Raw genomic sequence first — 18099 nt, 5'->3', positions numbered from 1 at the left:
GAGCCCTCCGACGTCGGCCGGCACTCCCGCGAAAGCGGCGGTGACGGCGCGGTCGGCCGATGGTCGCCGGCCGCGGACAGGCAGGCGTACGCGCATGCCCAGGAGTTGGACGCCGCAGTGGCGCTCCGGCGTCATGACACGTTCGCCCGCATCCCACAACAGCGGCTCCCACTCAGGAGACTGGCTCTGGTGAAGTCCGTCACACCGTCGGCCGCGCCCGCTCCGAGCGTCGAGGAGCTGAAGGCCCACCATGTCTTCGTGCCCGGGGAGACAGGGGAGTGGCAGCAGCGGGCGCGGCTTATGCAGGCGCGGTGGCGGGAGCGCCGGACGCTCCCGATCGGCCCGTGGCCGGCCCGCGACGGTGACGGCCGCGTGCTCGGGTCGAGGCTCCCGCTGCCGGACGCGCGCGGTCACCAGTGGAACTTTCTGACGACGACGATCGCGGCGCAGGTCGACCGGGCGCTCGTAGAGCGTCAGCGCGGCGCCCTGATACAGGAGGACCGGCTGTACGGCGATCTGCTGTCCAGCCAGCCGCTGGCGTTCAACGCATTCGGCGAACTCGCCGCCGACCACGCTCTCGCCACCGCCGTCTGGCGTCGCCTCGTCCATCCGGGCGTGACGGTCGTCGATGTGCGTTTCGAGTTCTCCCCGGGCCGTGGTGATCCCCGGTACACCGGCACGCGGTCGGCGTTCGACGTCTTCGTCGATTACCGGCTGCCCGACGGCACCCGCGGGTTCACCGGCATCGAGGTCAAGTATCACGAAGATCTCAAGCAGCCACCGAAGCGGGGTTCACGCCCGGACGCGCGCTGCGTCGAGCTGACTGGTGAGGTGCTCGCCGGCGCCGACGTCGACGCGCTGTGGCGGGCGCCGGTCTGGCAGTTGTGGCTCGACGACCTCCTCGCGCGCTCGATGGTCACCAGCCGCCAGTACCGGCACGGCGACTTCGTGGTGCTGGCCCCGGGAGGCAACACGCCGTGCGCCTCGGCGGTCGCCGCGTACAACGCGCTGATCGCCCCGGCGCGGGTGCGGCTTGTGGCGCTGGAGGAGTACCTGGCCGTGGTAGCCGCCGTCACCGATGCCGACTGGGTTGGCGCCCTGGGGGAGCGCTACCTGGGCGTTCACCCCGGCTGAGCCGCACGCGGGCCGCGCACCGCTGCGGCGAGGGGGTGATGTCTGTCGGCGCGGACGACATCGGCCGGTCGGTACCGTGCTCGCATGCCGACGGGGCAGCAGCTGCTGCACGGGGTCGGAGTGTGGCCGCGGCTCGCGGCGACGCTGACCGGCGCGGGCCGGACCGGGTCCTCGCCGGCGTATGTCGCCGTCGCCTACATCGGCTCGACTGCCGACACCTGGCTGCCGCTGCGGAAGGACGACGTGCTGGTCTGCGACGCGTCCGAGGAGGCGGTCCGGCTCGGCCTGACGAGCGTGGATCAGCTGCGCCGATGGCATACGACCGGGGTGCGCCTGTTCAGCCGGGACGGGCTCCACGCGAAGGCCGGCGTCGTCGGCCGGCGTGCGTTCATCGGCTCCGCCAACGTCAGCCAACGCTCGGCCGGAGACCGCGATGAGGAAACCCTCGTCACTTCCGACTCTGGCGTCGTCACCGCGCTGCGGCGCTACGTGCAGTCCCTGATGACCTTACCGAGCCTCGTGCTAGACGACGCGGCGCTGCAGCGGCTGGCGAAGCTCCCGGTGCGCGAGCCACGCTGGCCCGGCGCCGCCCGGGTAGCGCCTGCAATCCCGGACGGGGGACGCCTGTGGGTGATCCAGTGGGAGGAGGACAACCGTCGAACAAGGCGCGAGCTCACTCAGCTGACCGCCGTGCAGCAGCAGCACGCCGACGAGCTGCACCGCGCCGACTACCTGCAGGACTTGCGCTTCGCAAACCCTGATGAACTGCGACCGTTGCGGATGGGGGACATCCTGCTGTTCTCGAACCCGGATGATGACTGGACGGACCCGCCGGCAGTCATCGTCGAGGTGCTGCGCCCGGCCCATCACCAGCGCGCCGGAATCGTCTACCGGATGCGCGGAGACCTCAAGCAGCTCCGGAGAAACAGGGTCGACGCCGCGATCATGGCGGCGCAGCCCGGGTGGCGGCGCCGTGGCTTTCGGACGTCGGTGACGCCGCAGGCACGTGCTTCGATTGCCGCACTCGACTGGAAGCGCAAGTAGGTCACCGCACGCACGCGCGCGTGCGGCCGCCGGCGAAGGCGCTGGTGCCGCGCGCCGCCTGGTCGGCCGAAGATCAGGCAGCCGTCCCCGAGCAGCCCCAATCCTGCCGACCAAGCGTGCGACGACTGCTCAGGCCGCACAGTGCCGGAGGCGGTCCAGCCACGCGTGGGGGGCCTAGCGCTTTCACGACGCGGCGCACGAGTAGCCCAAGCCCCCATTCGCGCCACCGGGTGTGACCCGGGCGGTGTAGTGCAGCCAGCGGAGCTCCCGGGTCCGCGTTTGCCTTCACGGACCCCACACCACTCCATGCCGGTTCGGGCCAGCGGCCGGGTATGGATGAACTGCCCGGGACTGAGGTTCTCAGCGGTGACGAGCTCACCGAGGCGCGCTGACGCCCGGAGCGGGATGCCAGCGGTCATTCCAGGACTGGTGCCGCGCCAGCCCGTTGCTAATCAGCTGCTGTGTCAATCGTCGATCGCGGCGAGTGAAGTGACCCCCGTCGGCTGAACACCTCCAGACTTGGCGCAAGCCGAGGAGGGAGGGCCCGTTGGGCCGACGGAGCAAGTACCCCGAGGAGTTTCGGCAGCGAGCCGCGCAGCTGGTCCTGGACAGCCGGCGCAGCGTCCGTGACGTGGCCGGCGAGCTGGGGGTCAACCACGAGACGCTGCGGAACTGGGTCGCGGCCGAGCGCCGTCAGCGGGCCGAAGGGCCGGCCGCGCTCAGTGCCGATGAGCGGTTCGAGCTGGCCCGGCTGCGGCGCAAGGTCGCCGAGCTGGAGCTCGAGCGGGAGATCCTGAAAAAAGCCGCGGTGAAGTCAACCGGTCAGCGCAACACCTTCACGATCTTGGAGGTGTGCGGTGGCGAAGCTGGGCCGGCCGGGCATGAGCGACCAGTCCCGCGCGCAGTTATGGGCGATGTGGTCTGCAGGGGAGTCGTTCAGCGAGATCTCGAGGGCGATCGGTTATCCGCCGGGCTCGATCTTCACGGTGATCAAACAAATTGGAGGCTACGTTCCGGCGCCGCGTAAGCGCCGGTCGGGTGCGTTGACGTTGGTGGAGCGTGAGGAGATCTCCCGCGGGCTGGCCCGGAAGGAGTCGGTGCGTCAGATCGCCCGCACGCTGGGGCGGGCTGCCTCGACGGTCAGCCGGGAGATCGCCGGTAACCGCGGCCGGCGCAAGTACCGGGCGGTGGATGCCGATGACCGGGCCTGGCGGCGGGCCCGCCGGCCGAAGGCCTGCCTGCTGGCGCGCGACCCGGTGCTGCGGGCCTACGTCGCTGCCAGACTCGGCGAGGACTGGTCGCCCGAGCAGATCGCCGGCGTGCTCGCCAGGGACGCCCCCGATCGGGACCGGAGTCCGGGTGTCGCACGAGACGATCTACAAGTCGCTGTTCGTGCAGTCCCGCGGCGTGCTGGCCAAGGAGCTGCAGAAACACCTGCGCAGCGGGCGTCCGACCCGCCGCAACATCCACAACACCGTGACCGGCCAGTGGCGCTCACAGATCAAGGACGCGGTGTCGATTAGTGAGCGCCCCGCCGAGGTCGAGGACCGGGCCATTCCCGGGCACTGGGAAGGCGACCTGCTGCTGGGCCGGCACTGGAGCCAGGTGGCGACCGTGGTCGAGCGGGCGACCCGCTTCACCGTGCTGGTTGCCCTCGACGGCCGGGACATGACCACCGTGACCGCCGGCCTGTCCCGGGAGATGACCCGGCTGCCCGAACAGCTCCGCAAGTCCCTGACCTGGGACCGCGGCATGGAGCTGGCCGACCACAAGACCGTCACGGTCACTACCGGCTTGGACGTCTACTTCGCCGACCCACGAAGCCCCTGGCAGCGCGGCACGAACGAGAACACCAATCGGCTGCTGCGCCAATACCTGCCCAAAGGTCAGAGCATGGCTCACCTGACCCAGGACGACCTGGACGCGATCGCCGCGAAGCTGAACGCCCGGCCCCGCAAGACCCTTAGCTTCGACACTCCCGCCGATAGGCTCGCCGCACTGTTGCGCTGACCGGTTGACTTCACCGCGGTCTTCTTCGCTCGGGAGACGGGCCGGTGAACCGCGGAGTGCTCTGCGAGTTCATCGCCGCGGAGAAGACCAGCTACGGCGTGCGCCGTCTCTGCCGGGTGTTCGGCATCAGCCCCACCAGCTTCTACGCCTGGGCCGCCCGCGCCGGCGGCCCGACCGCCGCTGAACTCGACGACGCCTACGCCATCGAGGCCGCCCGGACAGCCTGGGCCGAGCACCGCCGGATCTACGGCGTCCGCCGGCTGACCGCCGAGGTCCGCGACCGCGGCCACGCCTGGAACCGCAAGCGGGTCGCCCGACTCATGCGCGCCGGCGGTATCGAAGGAATCCACCGCCGCAGGCGCGGCAAGTACGGCCGCCGCAGTTCCTCCACCGCGACCGCGCCGGACCGGGTCGAACGGAACTTCACCGCCACCGCGCCCAATCAGCTGTGGGTCGCCGACATCACCTACCTGCGGACCTGGGAGGGCTTCGTCTACCTGGCGGTCGTCGTCGACGCCTTCTCCCGCAAGGTCGTGGGCTGGGCGATGGCCGACCACCTGCGCACCGAGCTGGTCCTCGACGCCGTCGGGATGGCCATCACCACCCGCAAGCCCGCGGCGGGCACGGTGCATCACACCGACCGCGGCAGCCAGTACACCTCCTACGAATTCGGCAAGGCGCTGCGCGCGTCGGGCCTGCTGGCCTCGATGGGCCGGGTCGGCTCGGCGTTCGACAACGCAATGGCCGAATCGGTGTTCGCCACCCTGAAGACCGAACTGATCTACCGCCGCTCCTGGCCTACCCGACACGAGCTGGAGATGGAGGTCTTCTCCTACCTCGAAGGCTTCTACAACACCCGCCGCCGGCACTCCCGGCTCGGCAACCTCAGCCCCACCGACTACGAGAACATCCAGCTGACACAGAACGAGGTGTCCGCCTGACGGGGGTCACTTCAGGGGGGCGGGCGGAAGCGCTGTTGTTGTATGAGCGCACTCTGGGCGACCGCGAGAGGGTGCTCGGAGCCGACGATCCCGACACTCTTCTCACCCGTAACAACCTGGCACTCGCGTACCGGGAGGCCGGGCGGCTGGACGAGGCGGTGTCCTTGTCCGAGAAGGCGCTCGCTGATTGCGAGCGGGTCCTCGGTCCCGACCATGTGGGCACCTTGATCAGCGAGAGCAACCTCGCGCTCGCCTATCGGGCCGCGGGCCGTTTGGAGGAGGCCGTGGTCTTGCTCCAACGGAACGTTTCGACCGCTGAGAGGGTGCTCGGGTCGTCGCATCCGCGGCTGGCGGAGTCGCTGCGCCGGCTCGGTCAGGGAAAGGGCGAGTCGGGTGATCTAGCCGCGGCGGCGGCCGCGCTGGGCCGTGCGGTCGACGTAGACACCGCCATCTACGGGCCCGCCCATGCACAGATCGTCGCCGACCTCGAACTCCTCGCGGTCGTGCAGGAGCAGCAGGGCAACGCCGACGACGCGGCTGCTAGCCGCGCGCATGCCCAGCGCATTCGCGAGCAGAAATCGCCGCCCGGCTCTGCCGGAGAGTGAGCACGAATCCTGGAGTTGCACATCTTTCGCTACGTCACTGCGTAGCGGCGTCGGTGAAGTCGTGCATTCGAGTCCTCGCTGCACCTGATCATCCTCGCTGGTCGAAGGCCAGTCGGGGCTGGTCCGGTGGTTCTGCGATGGCCGTGGCCGATGGTGATGCGTGGGTGACGGGAGACCTGCCAGGCTGACCCGCATCTGTGCCGTGGCGTGGGGGAGGTCGGCCGTGGTGGATCCGTTGTCGCTTGCGGCGCTGGGTGGGGCGGCGCTTACCGGGGGGATCACGTTCCTCTACGGGCAGGTCACCGAGCTGCTCAAGCGCCGGCGGGACCGGGCCGAGCAGGCCGCCGCGGCGGCGCCGGTGGTGCCGGCGGGCCCGGTGGAGGTGCTGGACGGGTCGTTGGTGGCGCGGCCGGTGGACCTGGAGGTGGTGGCCGGTAACGAGGCGCGGCTGTTGGAGCTGCGCCGGGAGCTGGCGGACTACGCCGACGGGCTGGTCCGGCCGGATCCGGCCGATGAGCGGCTGTTGGAGCGGGTGGCGGCGCTGCGGGGGCTGCTGGAGCTGGCCTACGGGCAGCATGTGACCTTCCGCGGTGAGCAGCGCCCGGCAACCGGGAGCCCGCTGCAGGCGGGGACGCCGGCGCAGGTGTCCAGCTACGTGGCGAACGTGACCGCCAACGGGCCGGGCGCGGTGGCGGTCGGCCGGGACAACACCGGCAACATCACCACCACCTCCTACGCCCCGCCGCCGTCGCCCGCACCGGGTGCTTCGCCGGGCGGCTGAGCCGCCGGTGACCGGGCCAGTGCAGATCACCGCCGTCGGAGCGGGCGCGGTTGCTATCGGTGGCAGTAACTACGCCCCCATCACGACCCACGTCAGCTACGCGGGGCGGCCGGCGGTGTCGTGGCCGCATCGGGTGGGGGTGGTGCCGCCGGTGGCGGCCGGCTACCAGGCGCGCACGGACCCGGCCGCGGAGCTGGACCGGGTGTTCGGGGCGGCGTCGGGGGCGGCGGTGCTGACCGGCGTGGTGTCGGGGATGGGCGGGGTCGGCAAGACCCAGCTGGCCGCCGCCTACGCCCACCGGTTGTGGGACGCCGGTGGAGTGGATCTGCTGGTGTGGCTGACCGCCAGCGGCCGGGACGCGGTGCTGACCGGCTACGCCCAGGCCGGCGCCGACGTTGCATCGCCGGTCGAGGGGGAGGACACCGACCAGGTGGCGCAGCGGTTCCTGGCCTGGCTGGCGGCCACCGACAGGCGGTGGCTGGTGGTGCTTGACGACCTGGCCGACCCGGCGGACCTCCGGGGGCTGTGGCCGCAGGGCCGCAGCGGGCGGGCGCTGGTGACGACGCGGCGCCGGGACGCCGCGCTGGCCGATCGCGGCACCGTCATTGACGTCGGGCTGTTCACACCCGGCGAGGCGGTGGCGTACCTGACCGGCCGGCTGGACCCCGGGGGGCGGTGCCCCGAGCGGCTGGTCGAGGCCGGCGAGCTGGCCGAGGACCTGGGCCGGTTGCCGCTGGCCCTGGCCCAGGCCGCCGCCTACATGCAGGACCGCGACCTGACCTGCGCCGCCTACCGGCAACGCTTGGCCCGGCGCCGCCTGGAGCTGGCTCTCCGCCGGACGCGGCCGCCGACGACTACGCCGCCACGGTGGCCACCACCTGGTCGCTATCAATCGAGGCGGCCGACCGAATGAACCCGGTGGGGCTGAGTAGCCCGTTGCTGAACCTGGCCGCCCAGCTTGACTCCAACGGCATCCCCACCGCCGTGTTCATCACCGATCCTGTCCGCGCGCATCTCACCGAAGCGGCGTCCGAACCGGGCTCAAGCACGGCCGACTCGCCTCTCGATCAGGTGCTTGCTGAGGACGTGGAGGATGCGCTACGCAACCTGCACCGGCTCAGCTTGATCACCTTGACCCCCGATCAAGACGGCGGCGGGAGTGGCTCGGTGGGGGTGCATGCGCTGGTGCAGCGGGCCACCCGCGAGCAGGCCGCCCCGGCCGTGACAGAGACTGCGGCCCGGGTCGCTGCGGATGCGCTGCTACAGGCATGGCCGCAGCAGGACTACCAGCCGGAGCAGGCGCTGCTCGCCCAGAGCCTGCGGAACAACACCGATGCCCTGGCCGCCACCGCCCCCGGTCCACTGTGGACCCCGGACGCCCACCTGGTGCTGTTCCGCGCTGGCCGCAGTCGAACGGATGGTGGACTGCTCGCCCTGGCCGTCCCCTACTGGGCCATCTTGAGCTCCACCGCTGAACAGCGCCTCGGCCCGGACCACCCCAGTACCCTGGGGCGGCCGGGGCAACCTCGCACTTGCCTATCGGGCCGCCGGGCGGCTGGCCGAGGCGCTGCCGCTGTTCGAGCGCACCCTTGCCGACGCCGAGCGGCTGCTGGGCCCCGACCACACTGACACCCTGACCAGTCGGGGCAACCTCGCCGACGCCTACCGGGCGGCAGGGCGGCTGGCCGAGGCGCTGCCGCTGTTCGAGCGCGCCCTTACCGACGCCGAGCGGCTGCTCGGCTCCAACCATCCCACCACACTGGGCAGTCGGAATAACCTCGCCCTCGCCTATTCGGCCGCAGGGCGGCTGGCCGAGGCTGTGACGTTGTTCGAGCGGACGCTGGTCGACGCCGAGCGGCTCCTGGGCCCTGACCATCCGGACACCCTGACCAGCCGGAACAACCTCGCCTCGACCTACGAGGACGCCGGGCGGCCGGCGGAGGCAGTGCCGCTGCTCGAGCGGATCCTCGCCGACCGCGAGCGGATCCTCGGCCCCGACCACCCCGCCACGCTGACCAGCCGGAACAACCTCGCCTCCGCCTACCGGGCGGCCGGTCGGCTAGCCGAGGCGCTGCCGCTTTTCGAGTGCACGCTGGCCGACCGGGAGCGGATCCTCGGCCCCGAGCATCCGGACACGCTGGGCAGCCGGGGCAACCTCGCCTCCGCCTATCGGGCCGCCGGGCGGCTGACCGACGCGCTGCCGCTGTTCGAGCGCACTCTCGCCGACGCCGAGCAGATTCTCGGACCCGACCATCCGGTCACGCTGATCGGCCGGGGCAACCTCGCCCTCGCCTATCGGGCCGCCGGCCGGCCGGCCGAGGCTGTACCGCTACTCGAGCAGACCCTCGCCGACCGCGAGCGGATCCTCGGACCTGACCATCGGGACACGCTGATCGGCCGGAATAACCTCGCCCTTGCCTATCGGGACGCCGGGCGGCTAGCGGCGGCGGTGCCGCAGTTCGAGCGGACGCTGGTCGACGCTGAGCGGCTCCTGGGCCCAGACCATCCGGACACGTTGATTGGCCGGGATAACCTTGCCGTCGCCTACCGGGCCGCCGGGCGGCTGACCGACGCGGTGTCCCTATTCGAGCGCATCCTCGCCGACCGCGAGCGGATCCTCGGACCCGACCATCCGGTCACGCTGATCGGCCGGAATAACCTCGCCCTCGCCTATCGGGACGCCGGGCGGCTAGCGGCGACGGTGCCGCAGTTCGAGCGGACGCTGACCGACGCCGAGCGGGTCCTCGGCTCGGACCACCCGAACACCCTGACCAGCCGGAGCAACCTCGCCGCCGCCTACCAGGCCGTCGGGCGGCTCGAGCAGGCACTGCCGCTGTTGGAACGCACCCTGGCCGAGCGGGAGCGGCTGCTGGGGCCGGACCATCCCGACACGCTGGCCAGCCGGAACAATCTCGCCGGCGTCTACTACGACGCCGGGCGGCTGGAGCAGGCGCTGCCGCTGCTCGAGCGCACCCTCGCCGACACTGAGCGGCTGCTGGGTGCCGACCACCCCGCCACGCTGGCCAGCCGGAACAACCTCGCCTCCGCCTATCAGGCGGCCGGGCGGCTGGCAGAGGCGGTGGCGCTGTTGGAGCGCACCGCCACCGACGCTCAGCGAATCCTCGGTACTGATCACCCCGACACCCTGACCAGCCGGGACAACCTCGCCTTCGCGTACCAGGCCACTGGGCGGCTGGCCGAGGCGAGAGCGTTGTACGAGCGGTTGGTCGCGGACACCGAGCGGGTGCTGGGACCGGTGCATCCGCACATTTCGGGGCGGCTGCTTCGGCTCGGACGGGCGAAGGTCGCGATCGGGGATCTAACTTCTGCAGCCGCCGCGTTCGGCCGGGTGGTCGAGGTCGACACCGCCGCCTACGGGCCGAACCACCCGGAGGTCGCCACCGACCTCGACGCCCTCGCGAGCGTGCAGGAGCAGCAGGGCAACGCCGAAGCCGCGGCTGCTACCCGGGCGCGGGCCCAGCGCATCCGCGACCTGCACCAGTCGTCCCCGCCCGCTGCGGGGTGAGCCAGCAGCCCATACACCGGCGGGCTTCAGCGATCGCGCAGGAGCGACGAGCGCAGCCTCGAGCGACCTGAGTCGCACGGCCGCCGCTATGTCACCGCGTCCAGTAGGCAGGACACGTTCAAGGAGATCGTGGGCTTCCCACAGGCTCGGGCCGAGCTGGTGGTGACCGGACCTGTCCGCAGTTCCGATCGATCTGTCCCAGGCAGGTGCCAAGATCACTTGCGTATCCCGGCGGGCCAGTAAGCCGGGTCAGAAAACGGACCAGAACGGGGGTGTACAGATGCCTATGCAACGGCTAGTGACCTGCGGAAACGGACGAGGTCCAACAGCGAGAGCGGTGGTCCGGCCGGTTCCCCCGCTACTACGCGGACTTGCGATTCCGCTGTTGTAGGACAGGCAGTCGGTTCCTCTGGGGCCGTCCGGGGGTGGGCGTCGGGGGAGCACGACCGCTTCCTGCCTGCGGCCGGAGGATTCGGCATCGGGATGGACGACCGCGATGGTTCAGCGGTCGGCCGGGCTGTAGCCGTCCCTGCTCCCGGCACCCGGCACCCGGCTCCCCAGCCCCGGGCTTAGGAAGAGTTGGGGCGCAACACCGCAGGCCCACCGGGGCATCCGGTGGGCCTGCGGAATGGCCTGCGGGACTACGATTGCTCGTCGTCCCGCCGGGGCTCGAAGAGCTGCTCCTTGAGCTTGGCGAGCTCGTCGAGCCGCTCCTTGAGGTAGTGGTCGGTGGTGCTACCGCCGTCGTGGGCCAGGTGCAGCTTGGCCATCTGCTGGTCGGCGGCCTTGTAGATCAGGCGGCCGCTGGTGTGGCGGATGTCGTGGCAGCGCAGCTCGACGTTCTCGGTCCAGGGGAGGTTGCGGCGGATCCGGGCGAAGATCAGCTCGATGCGCTTGCGGGTGATCGGCCGCACGGTGCGGGAGACGAAGTAGCCGTGCTCGTCGAAGGTGTCGACCGGCCGACCGTAGAAGACCGGCGAGGTGGCGGTCAGCGCCGCGATGCCGTGCCGCCGCTCGGCCTCCGAGGCGTCCGGCGGGGCGGCCACCCGCGGGCCCCGGACGATCGCGTGGGTGATCAGATCGGCCAGGTGCGTGCGGGTGGTGGGCCGCCACCGCCAGGTCTTCTTCTGGTCCCAGTAGCGGATCCGGCAGTTGGCGACGTCGAGACCCTCGCAGGTGCTGTCCAGCAGCGCGCCTCGGCGCACGCCCTGGATGAGCAGGTGGCGCAGGATCAGCCCGTCCAGCGTCGGGTCCTGGCCGGTGCTGACCGCGACGCCGTAGACCTCACCGAACTCCTCGGGGGTCAGCGAGCGGGCCGTGGCCTCCTGCCGCGGGGGCAGCTTGACCTCCAGGGCCGGGTTGCCGTCGATCTTTTTCTTCCGTTCCAGCCAGGCGAACATCCAGCGGCTGGCCTGGATCAGCTGCTCGCGGGCCCCGCGGCCGTCGCTGTGCAGTGGGTTGCGGCCCTTCGCCTCACGCTTGACGTTGCGGGCGACGGTGCGCTTGAGGCCGTGCCGCTCGGCCCACCAGGCCGCCTCGGCGACCTCGCTGAAGGTGGCCTCGGCGGCCGGCAGGTCCGCGATGCCGGTGTAGCGCTCGGCGCAGTCGGTGTGCCGGTCGTCGTCAGGCATCGCACAGGTTCCGTGGTGACCGGCGGTCCCGCCGGGGCACGGGCACGGGCCGGTGGCGCAGGCGACGCACGGGCACGGGCACATACCGGGGAACCCGTCGAGGTAGACCTGCAGGTACGGCTCCCAGGTCTTGACGCTGCGCGGCAGGTCCCGGCGCATCTCCTTCAGGGCGTCGGCGACGCCCTGGCGCATCCGGTACACCGACACCGGCGGCGGCGGGAGGAACGCCGCGTCGATGTCCGCCTGATTCCAGCCCTGCGCGAGCAGCGCGGCGCGCATCGCCTCACGCTTGGCGTCGTCGCCGAGGGACGGGACGGTGGTCATGGTCGTTTCCCCGTTCGGTGGGCGGCACCGGTCATGCCGCGGGACGCAGGCGACGGTGCGGGTCAGCCGACGCTGCGCAGTCGCCGGTCGGGACGGGGCTCATCGGCCCGCGCACCCGTGGCGGGCAGCGTCTCGGCGGGCATGCCGTCGGCGGGGTCGGTGTCGGAGCGGTCGGCCGCGGGGGAGGGGGCGCGCAACCCGTCGAGGGCGTCGGCGAGGGCGGCGTCGAGGCGGCTGGCGGCGGTGAAGATGACCGTCTTCCGGTCGGGATCAATCCGGGCGTAGACGTCGGCACCGTCGGGGATGCCGGCCGCCCGCCGCACCCCGGCGGTGAGCGTGAGCCGGCCACGGGCGTCCAGCGGCAGTGGGGCGACGGCGAAGTTCGGCCGCGGCCTGTCGGCAGAGCCCGGCAGGAACACGGTGAGCACCGCGCCGTCGCGTTCGGCCGGCACGCGGGCCGCGGCGGCGACCTCGAGCGGCAGCATCAGCCGGCCCTTGACGTCGAGAGCGCGCAGCACAGTGTGGCTGCGCGCGGCCGCCATCTCGGCCGGCAGCGACCAGATGCCCGACAGGTCCACCTCGGCGCCTTTTCCAGCCGCGGAGGCGACCGCGGTGAGGGTCAGCGCGTCGACGGGCACCCGCTCGCCCGCGTCGTCCAGCAGCGCGCCGAACCCGGCCCAGGAGGACGGCAGCCCGGCCGGTGCGCGGGAAGGCGCTGCGGACGAGGCATGCGGCGGCGCGTCCGGCGCGGAGGCCGTCGGGACCGTCGGCGGCGCCGCGGCCCGGCGGCGCGCGGCCGCCGGCTTCGGGGGAGCAGCGTTCGGCATTGCCCGGACCGTCCGTGCCGCCGCCTGCACGGCAGTCGCGCCCAGGACGCGCTGCAGCGCCGTCAGATCGGTGTCGGCCGTGGCCGGCGGAACGCGGGGGATGGTTGCCGACCGCGGGTCGGCGGGGACCGTGTCGGTCGTGGGCGCCGAGCGTGGCTCCGGCTCTAGCAGGTGGGAAGATTCCCACTTCCTGGTGTCCGAGGGGGGACTTGAACCCCCACGCCCGATAAAGGGCACTAGCACCTCAAGCTAGCGCGTCTGCCATTCCGCCACCCGGACGAGTGCGCGCCCAGACTACCCGACCGCCCCTCCCGGCCCGGGCACCCCCGGGCCGGGGAGGTCAGGCCGGCGCGACCGCCACGCGGCCCCGCCCCGCCCGCTTGGCGTCGTAGAGGGCGGCGTCCGCGGCGGTGTACAGGCTGTGCCCCCCACCGGCCCGCGCGGGCAGGTGCGCCACCCCGACGCTGATCGACACCGGCAGCCGGGTGCCGTCGGGCAGGGTCAGCGGAGCCGACCGGACGGCGTCGAGCAGCGCGCCCGCCCGCCGTGCGGCGACCTCGGCGCTGCACCGGCGCAGCAGCACGGCCAGCTCGTCACCGCCGAGCCGGGACAGCACCGCGTCCTCGCAGCGCACCTGCTCGCGCAGCACCGCGGTCAGGTGCACCAGCACCTCGTCGCCCACCGGGTGCCCGTGCACGTCGTTGATGGCCTTGAACGCGTCGACGTCGATGAGCACCAGCGCCGTCCCCGGGCCGGCCGGCGCGCTGCACAGCGCCTCGGTGAACACCCGCCGGTTGACCAGGCCGGTCAGCGCGTCCACGCCCGCCTGCTCCCGCAGCGCGGCGACCAGGCGGGCCTGCCGGTCGGCCGCCCGGTGCAGCACCACCGCCAACACGACCAGCACCGCGCCGGAGAACACCGCGTCGGTGAGCGCCTGCTCCACCGGCACCAGCAGCAGCACCGTGCCGGCGTCGACCGCCAGCGCCACCCCGGTCACCAGCACCACCCCGCCGCCGCACAGGTGGGACGCCGCCCAGAGCACCGGGAAGGTGAGGAAGGCGTGCGCGGCCGCCGACGTGTCGTCGGTGAGCACCCGCAGCAGGCAGACCAGCAGCACCCCGCCCAGCGCGGTGACCGCCCCCGCGCCCAGCCGGTCCAGCCGGCCCGGCGGCACCAGGTGGTGCACCGCGGCCGCGGTGGCCAGCAGCAGCACGACGATCCAGGACACCGCCTCGGTCGCGGGGCCCAGCCCGGGGGCCTCGACCACCGTCCACGCGGCGACCGCCACCGAGCAGAACAGCAGGATCAGCACCGCGCTGCGGGCAGCCGCCAACGGGTCCCGGGACCTGACGGTCATGGGCAGCGGACCTCCGGTGTCGCCCCGGGGCCGCCACGCCGCGCCCCGGTCCGCCGGGCAGGATGGCACACCGCCGGCCCGCCCGCCCAGGTGCAGGACGGACCTGCCGCCTACGCTCCCCGGGTGGAGACCACCCCGCTGCGCCAGGCCCAGGACGAGGTCGCCGAGCTGCTGAGCGACCTCATCCGCATCGACACGACCAACACCGGCGACACCGCCACCGGCAGGGGCGAGCGGGCGGCGGCGGAGTGGGTCGCCGGCAGGCTGGACGAGGTCGGCATCGACAGCGTCATCCACGAGTCCGAGCCCGGCCGGGCCAGCCTGGTCGCCCGCATCGAGGGCAGCGACCGCACCCGACCGGCCCTGCTGGTGCACGGCCACCTCGACGTCGTCCCCGCCGACCCGGCCGAGTGGAGCGTGCACCCGTTCTCCGGCGAGGAGCGCGACGGCTACGTCTGGGGCCGCGGCGCGGTGGACATGAAGGACATGGACGCCATGACCCTCGCCCTCGTCCGCGACTGGGCGCGCACCGGCGTGCAGCCCCCGCGGGACGTCGTCCTGGCCTTCGTCGCCGACGAGGAGGCCGGCGGGAAGCTCGGCGCCCGCTACCTCGTCGACGAGCACCCCGACCTGTTCGAGGGCTGCACCGAGGCCATCAGCGAGGTCGGCGGGTTCAGCATCACCGTCCGCGACGACCTGCGTCTCTACCTGGTGCAGACCGCCGAGAAGGGCCTGGCCTGGATGCGGCTGACCGCCGGCGGCCGGCCCGGCCACGGCTCGATGGTGCACGACGACAACGCCGTCACCCGGCTGTGCCAGGCCGTCGCCCGGCTGGGCGAGGCCCGGCTGCCGACGGCGCTCACCCCGCCCATGCGCGAGTTCCTCGCCGCGGTCGAGGACGCCTACGGCATCGAGATCGACCCCGACGAGCCCGAGCAGGCCCTGGCCCGCCTGGGCAGCATCAGCCGGATGGTCGGCGCGGCCCTGCGCAACACGGTCAACCCGACGATGCTCGAGGCCGGCTACAAGGCCAACGTCATCCCCGGCACCGCCAGCGCCACCGTCGACGGCCGCTTCCTGTACGGCCAGGAGGAGGAGTTCGAGCGCCAGCTCGCCGGCCTGATCGGCGAGGGCGTGCGGCGCGAGTGGCTGGTGCACGACCAGGCCGTGCAGACGACGTTCGACGGCCCGCTCGTCGACGCCATGGTCGCCGCGCTGAAGGCCGAGGACGACGGCGCCCGCCCGGTCCCGTTCACCATGCCCGGCGGCACCGACGCCAAGAGCTTCGAGCGGCTGGGCATGCGCTGCTTCGGGTTCTCCCCGCTGCGGCTGCCGCCGGACCTGGACTTCGCCTCGCTGTTCCACGGCATCGACGAGCGGGTGCCGGTGGAGGCCCTGCGCTTCGGCATCCGCGTGCTGGACCGGTTCCTCCGCGCCTGCTGAGGCCGGCTCAGGCCGCGGCGCGCAGCGCGGCCAGCAGGGCCGCGACGCCGGGCACCCCGCGGGCGTCCGGGCGGGCCAGCGTCTCGACCACCCGGCCGTCGACGTCGGGCAGGTCGACCGCCACCACCCCGGGCTGGCTGCTGGCCGCCAGCGCCCAGCCGGGCAGCAGCGCCACGCCGAGCCCCCGGCCCACCAGCCGCTGGACGACGACGTGGTCGTCGGTGGCGTACCGGACGTCGGGGGTGAACCCGGCCCGCCGCGCGCAGCGCAGCAGGTGACCGCGGCAGCGCGCGCAGCCGGCAATCCACGGCTCGTCGCGCAGGTCGGCCAGCGCCGCCGGCCGGGCACGCCCCGCCGGGACGACGGCGTGCACCGGGTGGCGGGTGAGCGGCTCGCGCAGCAGGTCGCCGGGCACGGCGTCCTCGTCGTCCTCGTGGCGGAACACCAGCGCGAGGTCGGCCGCGCCGCTGCGCACCGCCTCCTCGGCCTCCGGCGGCTCCTGCTCGGTGAAGTGCACCCGCAGCGCCGGCGCCCGCTCCCGCAGCGCGACCAGCGCCGGCGGCAGCAGCACCGCCGCGGCCGTCGGGAAGGCGGCCAGCCGCACCGTGCCCGCCGCCAGGCCGGTGAGCGCCGCGATGTCCTGCTCGGCCGCGGCCAGCCGGTCGGCAACCCCCTCGGCGTGCCGCAGCAGCACCCGGCCGGCCTCGGTCAGCGCCACCCCGCGGCCCTGGCGCAGCACCAGCGCCGTGCCGGCCTCCCGCTCCAGGGCCCGCACCTGCTGGCTGACCGCCGGCTGCGTCCAGCCCAGCGCGCGGGCCGCGCCGGCCAGCGACCCGGCGCGGGCCACCTCGCGGAAGACCAGCAGCCGGCGGGGGTCCACGGTGCGACATCCAAGCAGCGCTTGGGTCAGCACGTCGACCCCGCGGTCTCGACGGCACCCTTCCGGGGCGCCAGCCTGGACCCATGAGGACGATCGGCCTGCTGGGCGGGATGAGCTGGGAGTCGACGGCGCTGTACTACCGCACCGCCAACGAGCTGGTGCGCGAGCGGCTCGGCGGGCTGGCCAGCGCGTCGGTGCTGGTGCGCAGCCTGGACTTCCGCGCCGTCCGCGAGCTCCAGGTCCAGGACCGCTGGGACGACGCCGCCGCGCTGCTGGCCACCGAGGCCCGCACCCTGCAGGACGCCGGTGCCGACCTGGTGCTGCTGTGCACCAACTACATGCACCGCGTCGCGCCGGCCGTCGAGGCCGCCCTGACCGTGCCCTTCCTGCACATCGCCGACCCGGTGGCCGCCGCCGCGCCCGGGCTTACGGTCGGCCTGCTGGGCACGGCCGGCACCGTGCGCGGCCCCTTCCTCCGCGAGCGGCTGGCCGGCGCCGGGCTCACCGTGCTGGTGCCGCCGGACGACGACGTCGACCGCGTGGACGCCGCGATCTTCGGCGAGCTGTGCCGCGGGGTGCTCTCCGACGCCACCCGCGCCGACCTGCGCGCCGTCGTCCGCCGGCTGGCCGACCGGGGGGCCGACGCCGTGGCGCTGTGCTGCACCGAGCTGGAGCTGCTGCTCGGCCCCGGCGACAGCCCGGTGCCGCTGCTGCCCTCGGCCCGGCTGCACGTCACCGCGGCCGTCGACGCCGCGCTCGCCCCGCGGCCGGCCGTGGTCTGATGGGCCGGTGACCGCGCCTGCACCCCGTCCCGGTTCCGTCGCCCTGATCACCGGGGGCACCGGCGGCTTCGGCCGCGCCCTCGCCGCCACGCTGCTCGCCGGCGACGTCCGGGTCGTGCTGGCCGACCTGGACGGCGAGCGGGCGCGCGCGACGGCCGCCGAGCTCGGCGCGGACTTCGAGGCCCTCGACGTCACCGACCGCGCGGCCAACGCCGCCGTCGTCGAGCGGGTCGAGGCCCGGCACGGCCGGCTGGACGCCGCCTTCCTCAACGCGGGCATCTCCGCGGCCAAGAGCGAGGACGAGCTCGACCTCGACGAGTTCCTGCACGTCGTCGACGTCGACCTGTTCGGCGTGGTCTACGGCACGGTCGCCGCCCGCCCGGCGATCCGGCGGGCCGGCGGCGGGGCCATCGTCGTCACGGCGTCCCTGGCCGGCCTGTCCCCGATGGCCACCGACCCCGGCTACAGCGTCGCCAAGGGCGGCGCGGTCGCCTTCGTGCGGTCGATGGCCCCGCGGCTGGCCCGCGAGGGGACGACGATCACCGCAATCTGCCCCGGCTTCGCCGACACCGCGATCATAGACCGCATCCGCGACCAGTTCACGCAGGCCGGTTTCCCGGTGCTCACCGCCGCGGAGGTCGCCGACGCGATGGTCGCGGCCTGGACGTCGGGGGAGCCCGGCGCGGCCTACGTCGTCCAGCCGGGGGTGGGCACGGTGCCCTACCGGTTCAAGGGCGTGCCCAGCGCGAGGACCGCCGCCGGGGAGACCGCCGTCGTCCCCGAGGCGCTGCGGCCCCCGTCGATGAGGTGAGCG

15 protein-coding genes, 1 tRNA gene and 2 pseudogenes are annotated in these 18099 nt (G+C 73.3%); 13 read left to right on the top strand and 5 right to left on the bottom strand.

Translation table 11 applies throughout. The features are described 5' to 3' along the window. Positions 1 to 189 precede the first annotated feature (189 nt). The 10 genes and pseudogenes from CHB98_RS04355 to CHB98_RS04310 all read left to right on the top strand — a co-directional run bounded on the left by CHB98_RS04355 (position 190) and on the right by CHB98_RS04310 (position 10041). Entirely contained in the window at positions 190 to 1134 is a 945-nt protein-coding gene (locus CHB98_RS04355) for a PGN_0703 family putative restriction endonuclease (protein ID WP_089304382.1), read from the top strand. A gap of 84 nt (positions 1135 to 1218) precedes the next feature. Next, positions 1219 to 2178, top strand: a complete 960-nt coding sequence (locus CHB98_RS04350) for a hypothetical protein (RefSeq protein WP_089304381.1) — start codon at positions 1219 to 1221, stop codon at positions 2176 to 2178. Between the two features lie 547 nt (positions 2179 to 2725). Beyond that, a complete protein-coding gene (locus CHB98_RS22195; protein ID WP_089304380.1) occupies positions 2726 to 3205 on the top strand; it encodes a transposase in 480 nt (159 codons plus the stop codon). Next, positions 3093 to 4196: pseudogene (locus CHB98_RS04340) on the top strand (IS30 family transposase). The gene CHB98_RS22195 and the pseudogene CHB98_RS04340 overlap by 113 nt, the downstream one beginning before the upstream one ends. A gap of 36 nt (positions 4197 to 4232) precedes the next feature. Continuing rightward, positions 4233 to 5129: an IS3 family transposase gene (locus tag CHB98_RS04335; RefSeq protein WP_089304379.1), complete on the top strand. Its 897-nt coding sequence runs from the start codon at positions 4233 to 4235 to the stop codon at positions 5127 to 5129. Then, entirely contained in the window at positions 5126 to 5734 is a 609-nt protein-coding gene (locus CHB98_RS04330; protein ID WP_089304787.1) for a tetratricopeptide repeat protein, read from the top strand. Before CHB98_RS04335 ends, CHB98_RS04330 begins: the two co-directional genes overlap by 4 nt. 223 nt (positions 5735 to 5957) lie before the next feature. Continuing rightward, complete coding sequence (locus CHB98_RS21380) at positions 5958 to 6515, top strand: hypothetical protein (protein WP_179224176.1); 558 nt, start codon at positions 5958 to 5960, stop codon at positions 6513 to 6515. 7 nt (positions 6516 to 6522) lie between these two features. Continuing rightward, positions 6523 to 7428: an NB-ARC domain-containing protein gene (locus CHB98_RS04315; RefSeq protein ID WP_179224174.1), complete on the top strand. Its 906-nt coding sequence runs from the start codon at positions 6523 to 6525 to the stop codon at positions 7426 to 7428. Positions 7429 to 7986: 558 nt separating this feature from the next. Then, a pseudogene (locus tag CHB98_RS22965) lies at positions 7987 to 8094 on the top strand (hypothetical protein); the annotation flags it as partial. Next, entirely contained in the window at positions 8083 to 10041 is a 1959-nt protein-coding gene (locus CHB98_RS04310) for a tetratricopeptide repeat protein (protein ID WP_425432510.1), read from the top strand. The pseudogene CHB98_RS22965 and the gene CHB98_RS04310, both read left to right, overlap by 12 nt. Positions 10042 to 10682: 641 nt before the next feature. Here CHB98_RS04310 and CHB98_RS04305 read toward each other — a convergent pair. From CHB98_RS04305 to CHB98_RS04290, 4 genes are all read right to left on the bottom strand, one after another. After that, positions 10683 to 11996, bottom strand: a complete 1314-nt coding sequence (locus tag CHB98_RS04305; RefSeq protein ID WP_089304374.1) for a site-specific integrase — start codon at positions 11994 to 11996, stop codon at positions 10683 to 10685. A gap of 62 nt (positions 11997 to 12058) precedes the next feature. Next, entirely contained in the window at positions 12059 to 12823 is a 765-nt protein-coding gene (locus tag CHB98_RS04300) for a hypothetical protein (protein ID WP_089304373.1), read from the bottom strand. A gap of 191 nt (positions 12824 to 13014) precedes the next feature. Continuing rightward, positions 13015 to 13102, bottom strand: a tRNA-Leu gene (locus tag CHB98_RS04295). A 61-nt stretch (positions 13103 to 13163) separates the two neighbouring features. Then, the gene (locus CHB98_RS04290) at positions 13164 to 14180 is read right to left on the bottom strand and encodes a GGDEF domain-containing protein (RefSeq protein WP_089304372.1); all 1017 of its coding nucleotides are present in this window, start codon (positions 14178 to 14180) and stop codon (positions 13164 to 13166) included. A gap of 123 nt (positions 14181 to 14303) precedes the next feature. Here CHB98_RS04290 and CHB98_RS04285 point away from each other — a divergent pair, with 123 nt between their 5' ends. After that, positions 14304 to 15623: a M20/M25/M40 family metallo-hydrolase gene (locus CHB98_RS04285; RefSeq protein ID WP_089304371.1), complete on the top strand. Its 1320-nt coding sequence runs from the start codon at positions 14304 to 14306 to the stop codon at positions 15621 to 15623. A gap of 7 nt (positions 15624 to 15630) precedes the next feature. Here CHB98_RS04285 and CHB98_RS04280 read toward each other — a convergent pair whose 3' ends face one another. Then, positions 15631 to 16503 (bottom strand): LysR family transcriptional regulator, encoded by an 873-nt coding sequence (locus tag CHB98_RS04280; RefSeq protein WP_089304370.1) that lies wholly within the window; start codon positions 16501 to 16503, stop codon positions 15631 to 15633. A gap of 83 nt (positions 16504 to 16586) precedes the next feature. Here CHB98_RS04280 and CHB98_RS04275 point away from each other — a divergent pair, with 83 nt between their 5' ends. After that, positions 16587 to 17285, top strand: coding sequence for an aspartate/glutamate racemase family protein (locus CHB98_RS04275; protein ID WP_089304369.1), 699 nt, complete (start codon positions 16587 to 16589; stop codon positions 17283 to 17285). 7 nt (positions 17286 to 17292) lie between these two features. After that, positions 17293 to 18096 (top strand): SDR family oxidoreductase, encoded by an 804-nt coding sequence (locus tag CHB98_RS04270; RefSeq protein ID WP_089304368.1) that lies wholly within the window; start codon positions 17293 to 17295, stop codon positions 18094 to 18096. The last annotated feature ends 3 nt before the right edge of the window (positions 18097 to 18099 follow it).

This window comes from Geodermatophilus pulveris, from assembly GCF_900188375.1.
In the GTDB taxonomy this organism is placed as follows: Bacteria; Actinomycetota; Actinomycetes; order Mycobacteriales; family Geodermatophilaceae; genus Geodermatophilus; species Geodermatophilus pulveris.
Note: the sequence above shows the minus strand (reverse complement) of the source record. Positions and strands in the feature narration are given on the sequence as shown.